The 14,890-nt window shown below is 73.1% G+C and carries 14 protein-coding genes and 2 pseudogenes; 5 read left to right on the forward strand and 11 right to left on the reverse strand.

Going from position 1 to position 14,890, the window contains the following annotated elements; genetic code table 11:
- Positions 1 to 197: 197 nt before the first annotated feature.
- Positions 198 to 1,190 (forward strand): helix-turn-helix domain-containing protein, encoded by a 993-nt coding sequence (locus BS80_RS43135; protein WP_051967312.1) that lies wholly within the window; start codon positions 198 to 200, stop codon positions 1,188 to 1,190.
- Here BS80_RS43135 and BS80_RS28735 read toward each other — a convergent pair.
- Complete coding sequence (locus tag BS80_RS28735; RefSeq protein WP_035803552.1) at positions 1,172 to 2,029, reverse strand: LysR family transcriptional regulator; 858 nt, start codon at positions 2,027 to 2,029, stop codon at positions 1,172 to 1,174. The genes BS80_RS43135 and BS80_RS28735 overlap by 19 nt on opposite strands.
- A gap of 79 nt (positions 2,030 to 2,108) precedes the next feature.
- Here BS80_RS28735 and BS80_RS28740 point away from each other — a divergent pair, with 79 nt between their 5' ends.
- Both BS80_RS28740 and BS80_RS28745 read left to right on the forward strand, forming a co-directional pair.
- Positions 2,109 to 2,651 (forward strand): cupin domain-containing protein, encoded by a 543-nt coding sequence (locus tag BS80_RS28740; RefSeq protein ID WP_035803554.1) that lies wholly within the window; start codon positions 2,109 to 2,111, stop codon positions 2,649 to 2,651.
- Positions 2,648 to 3,010 (forward strand): DoxX family protein, encoded by a 363-nt coding sequence (locus BS80_RS28745; protein ID WP_035803556.1) that lies wholly within the window; start codon positions 2,648 to 2,650, stop codon positions 3,008 to 3,010. Before BS80_RS28740 ends, BS80_RS28745 begins: the two co-directional genes overlap by 4 nt.
- 45 nt (positions 3,011 to 3,055) lie before the next feature.
- Here BS80_RS28745 and BS80_RS28750 read toward each other — a convergent pair whose 3' ends face one another.
- From BS80_RS28750 to BS80_RS28760, 3 genes are all read right to left on the reverse strand, one after another.
- Positions 3,056 to 4,747 carry an FAD-binding oxidoreductase gene (locus BS80_RS28750; protein WP_051967313.1) on the reverse strand — a complete coding sequence of 564 codons (1,692 nt, stop codon included), beginning with the start codon at positions 4,745 to 4,747 and terminating at the stop codon, positions 3,056 to 3,058.
- Between the two features lie 120 nt (positions 4,748 to 4,867).
- A complete protein-coding gene (locus BS80_RS28755; protein ID WP_035803558.1) occupies positions 4,868 to 5,623 on the reverse strand; it encodes an SOS response-associated peptidase in 756 nt (251 codons plus the stop codon).
- A gap of 142 nt (positions 5,624 to 5,765) precedes the next feature.
- Positions 5,766 to 6,164: a ribosomal maturation YjgA family protein gene (locus BS80_RS28760; RefSeq protein ID WP_232246681.1), complete on the reverse strand. Its 399-nt coding sequence runs from the start codon at positions 6,162 to 6,164 to the stop codon at positions 5,766 to 5,768.
- Between the two features lie 195 nt (positions 6,165 to 6,359).
- Here BS80_RS28760 and BS80_RS28765 point away from each other — a divergent pair, with 195 nt between their 5' ends.
- Positions 6,360 to 6,899: a GNAT family N-acetyltransferase gene (locus BS80_RS28765; protein ID WP_035803560.1), complete on the forward strand. Its 540-nt coding sequence runs from the start codon at positions 6,360 to 6,362 to the stop codon at positions 6,897 to 6,899.
- 35 nt (positions 6,900 to 6,934) lie between these two features.
- On the opposite strand, the gene BS80_RS28770 is transcribed toward BS80_RS28765, so the two are convergent.
- Complete coding sequence (locus BS80_RS28770; RefSeq protein WP_035803561.1) at positions 6,935 to 8,203, reverse strand: MFS transporter; 1,269 nt, start codon at positions 8,201 to 8,203, stop codon at positions 6,935 to 6,937.
- Between the two features lie 133 nt (positions 8,204 to 8,336).
- Here BS80_RS28770 and BS80_RS28775 point away from each other — a divergent pair, with 133 nt between their 5' ends.
- Positions 8,337 to 9,272, forward strand: coding sequence for a LysR family transcriptional regulator (locus BS80_RS28775; protein WP_035803563.1), 936 nt, complete (start codon positions 8,337 to 8,339; stop codon positions 9,270 to 9,272).
- A 20-nt stretch (positions 9,273 to 9,292) separates the two neighbouring features.
- Here the strand turns inward: BS80_RS28775 and BS80_RS28780 are convergent, their stop codons facing one another.
- From BS80_RS28780 to BS80_RS43660, 6 genes and pseudogenes are all read right to left on the reverse strand, one after another.
- A complete protein-coding gene (locus tag BS80_RS28780; protein ID WP_063772096.1) occupies positions 9,293 to 10,381 on the reverse strand; it encodes a 3-oxoacyl-ACP synthase III family protein in 1,089 nt (362 codons plus the stop codon).
- A gap of 16 nt (positions 10,382 to 10,397) precedes the next feature.
- Positions 10,398 to 11,111, reverse strand: coding sequence for an HAD family hydrolase (locus tag BS80_RS28785; RefSeq protein ID WP_051967315.1), 714 nt, complete (start codon positions 11,109 to 11,111; stop codon positions 10,398 to 10,400).
- A pseudogene (locus BS80_RS38170) lies at positions 11,108 to 11,560 on the reverse strand (AfsA-related hotdog domain-containing protein); the annotation flags it as partial. The pseudogene BS80_RS38170 and the gene BS80_RS28785, both read right to left, overlap by 4 nt.
- A gap of 155 nt (positions 11,561 to 11,715) precedes the next feature.
- Positions 11,716 to 12,222, reverse strand: a pseudogene (locus tag BS80_RS44155) (AfsA-related hotdog domain-containing protein); the annotation flags it as partial.
- A 46-nt stretch (positions 12,223 to 12,268) separates the two neighbouring features.
- Complete coding sequence (locus BS80_RS28795; RefSeq protein ID WP_035803565.1) at positions 12,269 to 13,312, reverse strand: ketoacyl-ACP synthase III family protein; 1,044 nt, start codon at positions 13,310 to 13,312, stop codon at positions 12,269 to 12,271.
- Positions 13,300 to 14,835 (reverse strand): FAD-dependent monooxygenase, encoded by a 1,536-nt coding sequence (locus tag BS80_RS43660; RefSeq protein WP_035803567.1) that lies wholly within the window; start codon positions 14,833 to 14,835, stop codon positions 13,300 to 13,302. Before BS80_RS43660 ends, BS80_RS28795 begins: the two co-directional genes overlap by 13 nt.
- Positions 14,836 to 14,890: the final 55 nt, after the last annotated feature.

A 14,890-nucleotide genomic window follows, 5' to 3' on the forward strand; every position in this document is an offset into this window, starting at 1 on the left:
TGTGAACTACCGCACACGGTGGATCCGGTGGAATGCGCGGTTGCGGCACCCGCGAAGCGGTTGGATGTTGTTATGGCCGGTACGAAAACGGGGGTGCCATGCCCCAGCAAACCCGGCCCGGGGTGCGCTGTCACGCACCGACGGCCTGTTCGGACAACGGCCGGACAAAGCCCGGACGCACAGAGAGGACCAGCAGGGTGGGACGGCAGGAACAGCCGCTCGACGCCGACGAAGGCCCCCTCACGCTCTTCGCCCTGGACCTGCGTGAGCTGCGCCGCCAGGCCGGCAGCCCGCCCTATCGCCAACTCGCCGCCCGGATCAACTACTCCGCCTCCACCCTCGCCGAGGCCGCCGCCGGTCGCCGGCTGCCGACCGAGGCGGTACTGGCCGCGTTCGTGACCGCGTGCGGCGGTGACCCGGTGGAGTGGGAGCGCCGCCGGCTGTGCACCCACCGGCTGATCACCGGGCCGCCGCTCTCGGACGTCCGCCAGGTGGGGGCGGCCGTACCGGGGAGAGTATGTGCCGCGCCGTCAGCCGTACCGTCAGCCGTATCGTCGCCACTGCCACTGCGGCTGCGGCTGCGGCTGCGGCTGCCGCGCCGCGTCCTCGGTCCGCTGATCGCGGTGCTGTTCGCCCTCGCCTTCAGCGCCTGCGTCCCGGGTGACTCCACCGCGTCCGGCGCCCTGGCAGCCCTCACCACCCCGGCCCCGCCGCAGGGCACTTCGCGGTGGCTCAACCCCGGCGCCGACATCCCCGCGCGGTACCTGAGCCTGATCGTCGAGGCCGGCACCGGCTGCCCCGAGCCGGAGATCACCCCGGCGCTCGTCGCGGCGATGCTCAAGGCCGAGAGCGGCTTCGACGCGAACCTGAGCGACCCGGCCAAGGACGAGTACGGCATCGCCCGCTGGACGCCCCGGGTGCTCCGCTACTACCTGCCGCCCGACCGGCAGGACGCGGTGCCCGTACCGCCGTTCACCCCGCAGGACTCGATCCTCGCGCTCGGCCGGATGCTCTGCGCCATCGCCCCGGATCTCCAGGGCGTACCGGGTGACCCGGCCCTCAACCTCGCCGCCGCCTACCGCACCGCCACCTGGGTGGTGCAGACCCGGGACGAGGCCAGGCTCGCGGCCGTTCAGCCCTACCTGGACCAGGTCGCCGCGAACCTCCGGCGCTACCGCCCGGCGCGGTAGGCGGTCGTCGCGATCTCGACGAAGGACCGGATCAGCGGGTTCGCGTCGCCCCGGTTCCAGGCCGCCAGCACCCGGCTCGGGGGCATGTCGGTCAGCGGGATCACGGCGAGTTCCCCCGCCGGCCGGTGTCCGAGCAGGGTCATCCCGACCGTGCCGTTCCAGAGCACGGCCTGTACGCACTCCTGGACGGTGCGCACCACCGGGCCCTGGCGGGGCTCGCCGCCGTTCCAGTACGCCTGCCAGAGCGGGTCGGTGCCCTGCGGGAACTGGAACCAGTGCCGGTCGGCCAGGTCGGCCAGCTCCAGCCGGTCGCGGCGGGTGAGCGGATCGTCGGCGCGCAGCAGTGCGCCGACCGGGTCGGCGCGCAGCTGGTGGACCGTCAGGCCGGTCTCGTCGAACGGCGCGCGGGTCAGGGCGACGTCGACCAGTCCGGCGTGCAGCCCGCAGGTGGGATCGGTCAGGTCGGTCTCGCGGATGCGGATCTCGACGCCCGGGTGCCGTCGGCGGTAGGCGGCGGCCAGCCGGGTCGCGCCGGGATCGGCGCTGTCTCCCAGGATGCCGACGGTGATGTTCGCGGTGCCCGCCGCCGCGGCCACGCGGACGTGCACCCGGTCGGCGTGGTCGAGCAGCGCGCGCGCCTCATCCAGCAGCACCGCCCCGACCGGGGTGAGCGCCACACCGGCGGAGGACCGGTCGAACAATCCGGCGCCGACCTCGGTCTCCAGCTGCTTGATCGCCCGGCTCAGCGGCGGTTGACTCATGTACAGCCGGGAGGCGGCCCGGCCGAAGTGGAGTTCCTCGGCGACCGCCACGAAGTAGCGCAGTGTGCGTAGCTCCATGCTGCCACGATATCCGTACGGTATCGAGGTCGCCGGACGGGTCTTGGACAGCGCGGCGCCCCGGCAGTGGAATCGAACCATGACTGACGAACCGACAACCAGCAGGCCGACGAGCACTGAGCCGACGAGCAGTGAGTCGATAGCCGAGACCGCCGTATCGGTGGTCGGCCCGGGCGACGGCGAGACGATCGTCCTCGGGACCACGCGGCTGCGCATCCTCGAGGACGGCAGCCACACCGGCCACCGCCTCGGGCTCGCCGAGTCCGTCCTCGCGCCGCACACGCCCGGACCGCCGCAGCACCGCCACACCCAGCACGACGAGGGCTTCTACGTCATCTCCGGCACGGTGCGGTTCACGGTCGGCGAGCAGGACGTCGACGCGACGGCGGGCACCCTGGTGATGGTCCCGCCCGGAGCCCCGCACACCTTCGCCAACCTGACCGACCAGCCGGCCGTCATGCTGACCACGTTCACCCCGGACCTGTACGTGCAGTACTTCCGGGACCTCCAGGACATGATCGCCGGCGGCCGGGCGCTGACCCCACAGGCGCACGTCCGGGCGATGAGCCGCTACGCCACCGAGCCCGTCACCGCTGACGCAGGCCGGGGGACGGAGGGATGAAGGTCGCCTACTGGATCGTCGCCGGGCTGCTCGCGCTCTTCTACCTCTACGGAGGCGGGCTGAAGGTGCTCCGGAGCCGTGAACAGCTCCTGCCGATGATGGCCTGGGTGGACAGCACACCGATGCCGGCCGTCCGGGCGATCGGGGTGATCGAGGTGCTCGGCGCGGTCGGGCTGATCCTCCCGCCGCTGACCGGCGTCGCGCCCTGGCTGGCGCAGGCCGCCGCCGGCGGGTTCACGCTCCTGCAGGTCGCCGCGACCGGGGTTCACCTGCGCCGGGGAGACCGTCAGGTGGCCCTCAACCTCGTGCTGTTGCTCGCTGCGGCCGTGACCGTCCGGCTGGCGTCGACGTGGGGGTGACCCCGATCGCACCCGCGCCCGCAGCCGTGCCCAGCGCCTCGGCGCTCAGGCGCCGGGCACCGCCTGGGGGAAGCTGAACAGCCCCTGCGGGTCGTAGGCCTGCTTCACCTGCCGCAGTCGCGCCAGGTTCGCGCCGTAGTAGGCCTGCTGCCAGCCGGCCAGCTGCGGGTCCAGGTAGTTCTGGTAGGCCTCCCCGCTCGCGTACGGCCGCATGGTCGACCAGACGTCCTGCAACCAGCGACCGGACTGCTCCACCGCCGGGCCCGAACCAGCTCCCGGGTCGGGATAGTTGGCGATGTACTGGGCGATGAACAGCCCGTCGCGGTGCACGAAGGCGGTGTCGCCGGGCGCCACCCGGTTGACCGCGCCGCCCAGCGCGTCGAAGGTCACCGCCGCGCTCCCGCCCTGAGGCACGGTGTGCGCATAGCGCTGGACCGCCGCCGCCAGGGCCGTGATGCCGCCGCTGTCGATCGCCCGGTTGTAGAAGTCGGACCGGGCCGCGTACGACTCCCGGGTCAGCCGCCCCTGCGGACTGTGCCCCGGCAGGGTGCCCGGCAGATGTGCGGCGGCCTGCGACCAGCCCGAGACGCCGCCCATCACCTGCATGGTGGCCAGGTACGACGCCGAGTGCAGCGAGACGGTCGCGGGGCGGACCGTCAGCCGGTCGATCTGGTTCTGCAGCTCCTGCTGCGATCCCAGGTAGCTGACCGTCGAGGTGACCTGGAGCCGGCCGTCCGGCCAGGCCAGCAGGTGCAGGTCGGCCCAGAGCTGGTCGGGAGCACTGGGCGCCCACGCCTGCCAGGCCGCCACCACCGCCGCCACGGACGACCACGGCCAGGAGAGAAAGCCGTACGCGCAGTCCACCGCCGGGCTGGTACGGAAGTCCAGGGAGGTGACGACGCCGAAGTTGCCGCCGCCCCCGCCGCGCAGCGCCCAGAACAGGTCCGGCTCCGACTTCGCTTCCGCCCGCAGGATCCGGCCGTCCGCGCTCACCACCTCGGCGCCGGTCAGGCTGTCGCAGGTCAGCCCGTACGCCCGGCTGGTGACACCTATCCCGCCGCCGAGCGTCAGCCCCGCCACCCCAACGCTGGGGCAGGAGCCGGCCGGGACCGTCACCCCCTTCGCCGCCAGCCCGGTGTAGACGTCGATCAGGCGGCTCCCCGCGCCCACGGTGGCCGCGCCGCCGGAGGCGGTGACCGCGTTCATGCTGCTGACGTCCAGCACCATTCCCGGGCCCGAGGACCAGCCCGGATAGCTGTGCCCGCCGCTGCGCAGCGCGACCGGGACGGCGTACCGGCGGACGAACGCCAGCGCGGTGACGACGTCCTGGGCGTTGGCCGCGTACACGATGCCGCCCGGCCGCCGGGTGTCGAACTGCGGCTGGTACAGCTGGCCCGCGGCCGGGTAGCGACTGTCACCGGGCAGGACCACCGGGCCCTGGAGGTCCTTGGCCAGCGCCGCCCAGTCGGCCGGACCGGCCGGACCGGAGGAGTGCGCGGACGGCGAGGGCGGAGTTCCGGGGTTCGAGGTGCCGGGGTTCGAGGTGCTGGGGTTCGAGCTGCCGGGGTTCGCGGCGCCGGTCCCGGTGGGCGTGACCGGGGCGGCCGGGCGGGCGGCCGTGCCGCACCCCGCCAGCGCCGCCGCCGCGACCGCTCCCACGCCGAGCCGCAGCAGCTGCCGCCGGTCCGGCGCCGGACCGGTCCGCCCTACCAGCGGGTCACTGCTGCCGTCGTGCATGGTCGCACTCCCAGGTCGTCGGCCGCTGGTCGCCGGCCGCTGTCGCGCAGACGGCGCCCCGCCGTCACGTCCACCTGCTCTCACGCGATCCTCGCACCGATCGGTTTCACCGGCCCGGCATCAATCGCGCAACCCCTGCGGGCCGCCGTCCGGCAGGTCGTCGAGCAGCTGGGGGCCGTTGTTGCGGACCGAGTTGACGGTGGTGGGGACCGCTCGGACGGTGAGGTGGCCGCCCGCGGGGGTGTGCAGCAGCCGGCGGAGCCCGACGGGGTCGGTGTGGTCCGGGTCGAGCCAGGCGTCGACGTCGGCGGCGGTGATCGCCAGCGGCATGCGGTCGTGGACGCGCCCGGCGTCGTCCTGCGCCTGGGTGGTGATGATCGTGCAGGTGGCCAGCCAGGCGAGCGGGTCGTCCTCGGGGCGGGCGGCGTCGCGCCACCACTCGTACAGCCCCGCCATGGCCATCAGGGTGCCGTCGGCCGGGGCGATGAAGTAGGGCTGTTTGGAGGCCTTCGCCTTCTCGGTCGCCGGGATCGCGACCCACTCGTAGTAGCCGTCCGCGGGCAGGAGGCAGCGGCGGGCGGTGAAGGCCTTGCGGAAGGCGGGCTTCTCATGGACGGTCTCCGCCCGGGCGTTGATCATCCTCGCGCCGCCGGAGGGGTCCTTCGCCCAGGACGGCACCAGCCCCCAGCGCAGTGGCCGCAGCTGGCGGACGAGCTCTCCGCTCTCGCGGTCCAGCCGTTCCAGGACGGCCCACACCGGGTCGGTGGGAGCGACGTTCCAGCTCGCGTCGAGGGTCTGGTCGGGGTCCCAGCGGGCCACGCCGAACAGGTTGACCAGGTCCTCGGGCTTGCTGGTGGAGACGAAGCGACCGCACATTTCCCTCTACCGTCTACGTGCTGAAGGGCTGCCGATGTGTGCGGTGCCGGGCCGCACCGGAACCGTTGTCACGTCCCACCCGGCCCCGGGAACGCGTCACGGCACTGCTCGGTAGCTACCCTGCCGGGATCGGCCGGGCTTGTCACGCGCTCCTCGCGATCGCCCGGTGGGCCAGCCACCCGAAGGCCGCGCCCACCGCGTACCAGAACAGGTTGGGCGGATTGAACGTGCTGCCGAGGACGAGACGGGCGGCTGTGCTGTGCCGGGCCAGCTCGGCCGGCGCGCCACCCAGCTTGAAGAACTCGACGGCCGCGCTGAAGCCCAGCGCGCCCGCCGCCGCGGTCGGCGGCTTGATCCGGGGCAGGACGAGGACGATCAGCGTGTAGACCATGACGGTGTAGAGCGCGTCCCCGGCGTACTTGGTGACGTCGTTGCTCACGACCGCTCTGACGCCCAGCCCGGCGCCGATGGTCAGCACGGTGAGGCCCGCCGCGGCGAGCCGGGTCGGCCGGTGATTCCCGGCGCTCTGATGATCGTTCACAGCCGACACCCTACGAAACCGCACTGCCCCCGCACCTGGCGACTGTCGAGGTCCTGAGCGGATGGATCTTTGCAGGCGCGCACGGAACTGGCAGCTCGTCGGTGTGCGTCCCGATCTGTGGCGACGTCGGACGTCGTCGCCGGTCATGGCCGCACCAGACCGAACCGTGCGGCCGAGAGGATCAGGAGCCGTTCCATGTCGGATGGGATCACACTGCACCCCGTCTCCTGGCCACCCGCCCCGATCCGGACCGAGCGGCTCGTGCTCCGCGCGTCCGAGGCCCGGGACCGTGCGGCCTTCATCGAGCTGCTGGCCTCGCCGGAGGTGCACACCTACCTCGGCGGACCCCGGCAGCGTGACGAACTGGAGCGCGAGCTGCCCGGGGTGCCCGAGCGGTGGCCCGGGAGTTTCGTCGTCGAGCTCGACGGGGTGATGATCGGTCAGATCCTGCTCCGGAGAGCATCGCAGCGCCACCGCCCGGCGGCTGTGGGGAAGGCCGACCTCGGCTACCTGTTCCTGCCGCGGGCGTGGGGATCCGGGTATGCCGCCGAGGCGTGCGCGGCGGCACTGGACTGGTTCGACGGTGTCCTTCCCGGCGAGCCGGTGGTGCTTGCCACCCAGACCGCCAACGTCGGCTCGCTGCGCCTCGCGGCGAAGCTGGGGTTCACCGAGGTGGAGCGGTTCCACGCCTGGGACGCCGAGCAGTGGCTCGGCCTGCGGCCCCCGGTCTCGTAGCCGCCTGAGATCGTGCCCAGGAGGCCGGCGGGGTTTCAGGCGCGACTCGGCTCCGGCGTCGGCTCGGAGTGGCGCGTTGCCGCGCGCCGGGGGAGGAACAGCGGGGTCGCCAGCAGGAGCAGGCCGGCAAGGGCGATGGCGGTGCGGGGGCCGAGCAGGGCGGCCAGGGCGCCCCAGGTGGCGGTCAGGAGTGCGGTCGAGGCCTTGGTCGTCACGGTCCAGGCGGAGAGGGTGCGGGCGACCCGGTCGGTGGGGGTGCGCTCCAGGCGGTAGGTGGCGTAGACGGGGTTGAAGACCGCGCAGCAGAAGATGAGGCCGAGCTCGACGCCGATCACCAGCAGCAGGCCTGCGGTGCCCGGCCGCACGAAGGCCAGGCCGACGGGCCAGAGCGTGCGGAGCACCCCGACCGTGACCAGGACCTGGCGCTGCCCGAACCGGGTGACGAGCGGTCGGGCCAGCCGCGAACCGATCAGCCCGGCGATCGAGGGTGCGGCGAAGGCGAGGCCGTACTGCCACGGTGCGAAGCCGAGCCTGCCGAGCATCAGGAGGGCCAGCAGCGGTTCGGCGGCCATCACCAGGCCGTTGAACAGTGCGGTGTTGACGAGCAGCGGACGCAGCGTGGCGTCGGCGAGGATGTACCGCCAGCCGTCGAGCAGGTCGCCGGCCCGCAGGCGTGCGGCCTCCCGGCGCTCGGGCGCCGGCTCGTGCCCGCCCGTCGCGCGGATGCCCAGGGCGGAGAGCAGGTAGCTGACCGCGTCGGCCAGCACCGTCGCCACCGGACCGAGGAGCCCGATCGCCGCGCCGCCCAGCGGCGGTCCGATGATCGTGGTGGTCCAGGCCGTGGACTCGAACCGGGCGTTGGCGACGAGCAGGTCCTCGGCCGGCAACAGCGTCTTCAGGTACGCGCCGGAGGCGGCGCGGAAGGTGATGTCGCCCGCCGCGACGACGACCGAGACCAGCAGCAGTTGAAGGAAGGTGAGCACGCCGAACGCGAACGCGGTGGGGATCGTCAGCAGCGCCGCGAACCGCGCCAGGTCCATCGCGATCAGCACCGGCCGCTTGCGGCGGAACTCCACCCACGGGCCGAGCGGCACCGCCACGGCCGCACCCACCGCGGCGCCCACCGAGGAGAGCGCGGCGACCTCGGCCGGTCCGGCGTGCAGGACCCGGATGGCGATCAGCGGGAACGCGCCGAAGGCGAGCCAGCTGCCGAGCGCGCTGGTCCCGTACGCTCCCCAGAGCCACCCGAACCGCCGCCCCAGCCGAGGTCCGAGCAGACGTCCCAGCCGGTGGCCGCTCCTCATGCCCGACACCCCTCGCCCCTCGCCCGCACAACCGATCCGCGATCGGACGTATCAAAGCAAGCCCCCGACCCGCGGATCAAACAACCGCAGAGCCGCCCGGCACAACCGGTGGTTGTGCACCTAGGCTGGCGGCATGGACCTCGACACCATCCGGACGTTCGTCGTCGCCGCCGACGCGGGCCAGTTCCAGGAGGCCGCCGCCGAGCTGGCCGTCACCCAGCAGGCCGTCTCCAAACGGATCGCCGCGCTGGAGCGCAGCCTCGGCGTGCGGTTGTTCACCCGCACCGCACGCGGCGCCGAGCTCACCATCGACGGACAGGCGTTCCTGCCGCACGCGCGCGAGCTCCTGCGGGTCGCCGAGCGCGCGGTGGCGTCCGTGCACACCGGCCGCCGTCCGCTGCGCGTCGACGTCCTCGCCTCGCGCAGCGCGCAGTCGGGCCTGATGCGCGGCTTCCACCGCGCGCACCCCGAGATCGAGCTCGACGTGGTGATGCTCTTCGACATCGAGACCGCCGTCGCCGCCCTTCGGTCCGGGGCGATCGACGCGTCCTTCCGCGCCGTCGCGGTGCCCGGACGGCCGCTTCCCGAGGACATCGAGTCCGTCCGGGTGCTCGACGAGTCGCTCCAGCTCCTCACCGGCCCCGCCCACGCGCTGGCGGGTGCCCGGTCGGTGACCGTCTCCCAGCTCGCCGGGCACCGGATCTGGATGCCCGGCATCGTCCCGGGGACCGAGTGGGCCGCCTACTACGCCGACCTCGTCGCCGAGTTCGGCCTCACGATCGAGGCGACCGGCCCCAACTTCGGCTCGGACGCGCTCCTCGACACCATCGCCGACACCCCGGCCCTGGCCACCTTCATGGGTGAGCAGACCAGGCTCGTCTGGCCCGCCGACCACGGCCTGCGCCGCATCCCGGTGACCGACCCGACGCCCGTCTACCCGCATTCGCTCCTCTGGCACCGCGACAACCCCCACCCGGCGCTGGCCACCCTGCGCGCCCACCTCGCCACCGCCGCGGCCGGCCACGGCGCGGCCGGGACCTGGACACCGGGGTGGGTTCTTCCCCGGTGACGTCCGGGAGGTCCGCTCGGTCAGACCCGCAGCGGTTCGGCCTCGGCACCGACACCGACAGGGGTGTGGTCGACGGCATGGGTGGCCGCGTGGGTCGGGGTCCAGCGGAGGAGGGTGGTGCCGGTGTTCATGCCGCCGCCGAAGGCCGCCAGGATCAGGGTGTCGTTGTCGTGGAGCTGGTTGGCGCGGTTGATGGTGTCGAGCGTGATGGGGATGGAGGCTGCGCCGGTGTTGGCGTGGTGCTTGAGGGTGAGGTGGAGGGTGGTGTGCGGGAGGTTGAGTTGGGGCCAGACCTTGCCGAGGAGGGTGGCGTTGGCCTGGTGGGGGATGAGGTGGGTGATCTGGTGCGGGCTGGTGCCGGTGGTGCTGAGCAGGCTGTGGATGGCCTGCGGGAGGTGGGTCTGGACGAAGTCGGCGACGGCGCGCCCGTCCATGTGGAAGTAGTGGCGGCCGCTCTCGACGGTGTCGGCGGTGGCGGGGTGGCGGCTTCCGCCGGCGGGGACGCTGATGAGGTCGTGCTGGTTGCCGTGGGTGGTGAGGGTGGTCTTGAGGAGGCCCTGGTGGTGGGGGACGGGACCGAGGATGGCCGCGCCGGCGCCGTCGCCGAAGAGGATGGCGGTTTTCGGGTCGGCGTAGTCGAGGATGCGGGAGTAGATGTCGGCGCCGATGACGAGGCCGTACCGGTGCTGGGGCTGGTTGTGGAGGAGCCGTTCCATGACGGTGAGGGCGTAGACGAAGCCGCTGCAGACGGTGTTGATGTCGAAGGCGGCCGCGTTGGTGGCGTGCAGGAGGTGCTGGACGATGCTGGCGGTGGCGGGCTGCGGGTGGTCGGGGGTGGAGGTGGCGACGACGATGTAGGCGAGGTCGGTGGGGTGCAGCCCGGCCTGCTGGAGTGCGCTGCGGGCTGCCTGGGCGGCGAGGTCGGAGGTGGCCTCGTGGGGGGCGGCTCTGTGGCGTTGGTGGATGCCGGTCTTGCGTTTGATCCACTCGTCGGTGACGCCGGCCAGGGCGGCGATGTGGTCGTTGTGGATGATCTGCTCGGGTAGGTACGAGCCGGTGGCGATGATGCCGATGGGGTGCGGATGGGGACTTGAGTTGAGGGTGTTCATGTCCTCTTCTTCGCGTTCAGGCGGCGGGGGTGAGGTGGCGCCAGCCGTGGGTGGTGGCATGGGCGTGGAGTTGGGGGTCGTGGCCGACGACGACGGGGTGGCCGACGCTGTTCAGGAGGTCGAGGTCGGTGATGTGGTCGCCGTAGGCGGTGCTGGCGGTCAGGTCGAGGGCGCGGACGGCGGCGGTGGCGTGGGCGGTGCGGGCTTTGGCGGGGCCGATCATGGGGGTGACGATGTCGCCGGTGAGGGTGCCGTCGCGGATGACGGGGCGGGTGCCGATGGCCCAGTGCGCGTCGAGGTGGGTGGCGATGGGGTCGAGGCAGGCGAAGAAGGAGCCCGAGAGGAGGACGGTGAAGTCGCCTCGGGTCTGGTGGGTGTGCAGGGCGTGGACGGTCTCGGGGATGAACAGCCCCTGTTCGAGGTGACTGCTGAACCAGTCCCGGCCGGCCTGCGCGACGGCGCGGGCGTCGTGGCCGGCGTAGAGGCGGTAGTACTGGCGGTTGATCTGGGTGCGGGGGATGTCGCGGTCGGCGAGTGCGCGCAGGTCCTGGATCAGGCGTTGGTAGGTGCTGGGGGGTTCGCCGCACCGGCGGAGGTAGAACTCCAGGAAGCTGAACATGCTCTTGGTGTCGATGAGGGTCTCGTCGACGTCGAAGAACGCGCCCGACCCGCTGGGGTGCGCGGCGGCGGCGGTTGCCCGGCCCCGGCCGGTGGTGGGGTGGTTGCTCACGGGTGGGTCCGCAGCGGGGTGAGGGTGACGACGAGGGTCGCGATGGGCTGGTCGTTCTGGCGGGCTTCGACGTGGATGGGCAGCGGGTGGGGGTCGGTGCGGTGCTCGGGGGCGGTGGGTTCGAGGGGACCGGCCTGGGTGTAGTGGATGCCGGTGTCGGCGGGGTTGTGGGCGGCGGGGTGGGTGGCGGTGAGCTGGGTGTCCTGTTCGAGCTCGCCGAAGCGGGTGAAGGTGACGTCGAGGTCGGTGGGGAGGGTGCGGGTGGGGGAGAGGGCGTGGGTGTGGAGGGCGGTGTAGAGGGCGAGTTGGCGTGCGGCCTCGGTGATGACCATGCCGGGCAGGTGGTCCTGGGGGTGGTCGAACATGCTGGGGTGGGTGGTCGGGACGCGCATGGCGGCGTGGGTGCTGCCGTTTCGGGTGGTGGTGTCGAGCAGGATGACGTTGTCGGGGTCGGTGCGTCCGGCGAGGTGGGGGGTGAGGGGGTGCCGTGGGTGGCGGGGCGGTGGGTGGCGGTGCTGGTGAGGGGGCGGCCGTCGCGGTTGTCCAGGCGCAGGCGGTGGTAGTCGCTGGGGCTCTTGAAGCGCAGTCCGACGGCGGCGTGGCCGATCGGGGTGTCGTCGAAGGCGAGTTGGATGTGCGAGTCGATGCCGGTGGTGCGGCCTTCGCGCTGGCGGCGGTCGGCGGCGGTGACGGTCATGGTGAGGGCGGTGGGGGACGGGCCGATGGCGAGGTGCTGCGGGGCGGTGAGGTGGATGCGCAGGTGGGTGAGGATGAACTTGTGGTCGGCGGGGACGCCGTAGAACTGGTGGGCGCCGGCGAGAGCGGCCTGACGGGCGGCCTCCAGGAGCAGGAGGGGGTCGTGGTGGGTGGGGCTCAGCTGGTGGTCGCCGTAGTAGGCGTGGGAGCGCGGGAGTTGGGCCGCGGCGAGGTAGCTGAGGTCGTCCAGCGGGAGCAGGTCGGTGAGGAACACCTCGCCGAGGGAGTCGCGGTGGACGAGGGAACGGTCGATCGTGCGGGTGTAGGTGAGGCCCGGGGTCCGGTCCCGGGGCGGCAGCGCGGCCGGCGGGGCCGGCGGCGTGGTGGCGGGGGTGAGTTGGGTCGGTGCGGTCATTCTGGGTCTCCCGGGGTGTCGGGTGTGCGTGGGGTGCGGGGTCCGTTCAGTTGCGTTCGAGAAGAGTTCCGGTCCAGGTGAATCCGGCTCCGGCGCCGAGCAGGAGCAGGCGGTCGCCGGGGGTGAAGTCCTGCTGGGTGGTGAGGTGGTCGAGGCCGGCGATCTGGTCGCCGCTGCCGAGGTGGCCGACGGTGCGGCCGAAGTCCCACAGGGAGGTGTCGGCTCCGCCGGGGAACTCGGGGAAGTAGTTGTCCCGCAGAAGCTGGAGGCCGAGGTTGGGGTAGACGATGCGGCGCAGGCGCGGGTGGTCTGAGCCGGGCAGCAGCTGCTGCCTGATCTCGCGGACGGCGGCGCGGGTGGTGTGCTGGAGGCGTTCGGCGCCGTTTTCCGTGAGGAATCGTTTCTTCGCCGCTCGGACGTCGTGCTCGGTGTGCAGGGTCTCGGGGGTCTCGGGGGCGGGGGCGTCGGCGCGGTGCAGGCCTTCGAGGTCGGGGGCCGCGACGGTGTGGGTGGCCAGGATCCGCCAGCCGCGCCCCGCGCCCTGGGCGCCTGAGCCGTCGTCGGTCGCGCTGCCGGCGGTGCTGGTGAGGATGGCGGCTGCGGCGGCGTCACCGTAGGCGATGCCGTAGTCGGCGGTGAAGCGGTTGAAGGACGAGGAGGAGAACTGGTCGGTGGCGACGATGAGGGCGGTGCCGCCGGGGGTGCCGGACAGGTAGCCCTGGGCGAGTTCGAGCGCGAGCATCTGACCGTTGCAGCCCTGGTTGACGGTCAGGGGCAGGGCGCGGGGGCTGCCGAGTTGGGACTGCAGCCAGGAGGCGGGCGACCAGAGGCGCTTGTGGCCGTGGCGGTGGATGGCGGTGACGACGAGGAGGGTGATGTCGGCGGGGTCGCGGTCGGCGGCGCTCAGGGCGCGGCGCGCGGCGATGAGGGCCATGTCGGCCGGGTAGAGGGTCTCCTCGACGCAGACGCTGTGGTAGCCGGTGGCGAGGATCCGTTCGCTGTCGGCGGGGTGGCGGTCGGCGGCGTCGGTCAGGTGGATGCGGCGCTGGGGCAGGTAGCTGCCGGTGCCGATGATGCTCAGCGTGCCCATGCCGGGGCCTCCTGGGATGTGGCGGAGCGGGCGGCATCGGCCGCGGTGGCGGGGGTGCGCAGGACGTGGGCGATATGGCGGTCGGGGCGCACCAGGACGGCGACGGCGTCGGCGGGCAGCCAGCGGGCCTGGCGGGCGGTGAGCTCGTCGGCGTGGGTGGCGACGGGCAGCGCGGTGGCGCGGTCGCAGGCGTCGGGGACGTGGCCCGGTCGCATCAGCAGGGTGTGGCGTCCGGGGACCGGGCCGGGGCCGGGGACGCGGGCGCCGGCCCGCAGGCGGTGGGTGCCGTCGAAGGGGAGCACCTCGCCGTCGGCGCTCTCGGAGCCGTCGGCGATGGCGGTGGCCTGGGGGTAGGTCAGGTAGAGCTGGCTCCAGGTCTCGGCCAGTCCGGTCAGGGCGGCGCGGACGGCGTCCTGCTGGGCGTCGGTGACGGCCTCGCGCATGGACTGCAGGACGTTCAGGACACCGGTGGAGCGGGCGACCGCGCGGGCGGCGGCGGGGCGTTCGCGGGCATAGCCGTCGAGCAGGTCCTCGTCGCCGCCGCTGCCGTCGGCGCCGAAACCGGTGGTGGGCCGCAGGGCCTGGGCCAGGCGCCAGCTGAGGGCGGCGGCGTCGCCGAAACCGGTGTTCATGGCCTGCCCGCCGGCGGGGGAGTTGAGGTGGGCGGCGTCGCCGGCGAGCAGCACGCGGCCGACCCGGAAGGTCTGCGCGATGCGCTCGTGCACCTGGTACTGGGCGACCCGCTCCGGGCGGGCCAGGCGCAGGCGCGGGCCGAAGCCGAGCTGGTCGACGGTGTCCTGGAAGGCCTGGTGGGTGAGGGCGGCGTCCTTGTCCAGGAGCCGGGCGGCGGCGGGGCCGGCCACGCGGATGGTGCCGTCGGGCAGCGGGAGCAGGGAGACGGCGCCGCCCTCGCCGATGTACATGGCGGACTCGTCGGGGTCGGGGCTGACCTCGGGAGTGCCTTCGGCCAGCAGGTAGCTCATCGGGTACGTGGTGCCGGGGAAGGCGACGGCGAGGCTCTCGCGCACGGTGCTGCTGGCGCCGTCGGCGCCGACCAGGAAGCGGGAGTCGATGCGCAGCGGTCCGGTGGCGGAGTCCAGCACGCTTCGCACGCTGCCGGGGGTCTGCTGGTGGCTGCGGTAGGCCAGCGCCCGGACGAGGGTGCCGCCCAGCTCCTGGTACTCGGCGGCCAGCACGGCCTCGACCTCGGGCTGCGGGATGTTGAGGAAGTAGGGGTGGCGGGTGTCCAGTTGGTCGAAGTCGAGGTGGTAGCGGGTGCCGTGGCGGGTGTGGAAGGCGATGCGGTGCTGGCGTACCGCGCGCCGCTCGGTCTCGGTGCGCAGTCCGAGGCCTTCGAGCTGTTCGAGGCTGGCGGCGTGCACCATGACGGCGCGGGTTCTGCGGTCGATCCGCTCGGCGCGGTCCACCACGATGCAGTCGATGTGGCGGCGCCGCAGTTCGCATCCGAGCATCAGCCCGGTGGGGCCGGCTCCGACGATCAGCACCTCGGTCTCGACAACCATGTCCTTGGCCCTTCGGTCGTGGGGTGCCCGTCGGCCGCCCGGGGCGGCCGGTGGG

This window comes from Kitasatospora mediocidica KCTC 9733 (assembly GCF_000744225.1).
In the GTDB taxonomy this organism is placed as follows: Bacteria; Actinomycetota; Actinomycetes; order Streptomycetales; family Streptomycetaceae; genus Kitasatospora; species Kitasatospora mediocidica.

Bases quoted from the DNA above. Each gene is read 5' to 3' on its own strand.
- BS80_RS28735 (WP_035803552.1), bottom strand. From the start codon at position 2,029: ATGGAGCTACGCACACTGCGCTACTTCGTGGCGGTCGCCGAGGAACTC.
- BS80_RS28740 (WP_035803554.1), top strand. From the start codon at position 2,109: ATGACTGACGAACCGACAACCAGCAGGCCGACGAGCACTGAGCCGACG.
- BS80_RS28745 (WP_035803556.1), top strand. From the start codon at position 2,648: ATGAAGGTCGCCTACTGGATCGTCGCCGGGCTGCTCGCGCTCTTCTAC.
- BS80_RS28750 (WP_051967313.1), bottom strand. From the start codon at position 4,747: ATGCACGACGGCAGCAGTGACCCGCTGGTAGGGCGGACCGGTCCGGCG.
- BS80_RS28755 (WP_035803558.1), bottom strand. From the start codon at position 5,623: ATGTGCGGTCGCTTCGTCTCCACCAGCAAGCCCGAGGACCTGGTCAAC.
- BS80_RS28765 (WP_035803560.1), top strand. From the start codon at position 6,360: ATGTCGGATGGGATCACACTGCACCCCGTCTCCTGGCCACCCGCCCCG.
- BS80_RS28770 (WP_035803561.1), bottom strand. From the start codon at position 8,203: ATGAGGAGCGGCCACCGGCTGGGACGTCTGCTCGGACCTCGGCTGGGG.
- BS80_RS28775 (WP_035803563.1), top strand. From the start codon at position 8,337: ATGGACCTCGACACCATCCGGACGTTCGTCGTCGCCGCCGACGCGGGC.
- BS80_RS28780 (WP_063772096.1), bottom strand. From the start codon at position 10,381: ATGAACACCCTCAACTCAAGTCCCCATCCGCACCCCATCGGCATCATC.
- BS80_RS28795 (WP_035803565.1), bottom strand. From the start codon at position 13,312: ATGGGCACGCTGAGCATCATCGGCACCGGCAGCTACCTGCCCCAGCGC.
- BS80_RS43660 (WP_035803567.1), bottom strand. From the start codon at position 14,835: ATGGTTGTCGAGACCGAGGTGCTGATCGTCGGAGCCGGCCCCACCGGG.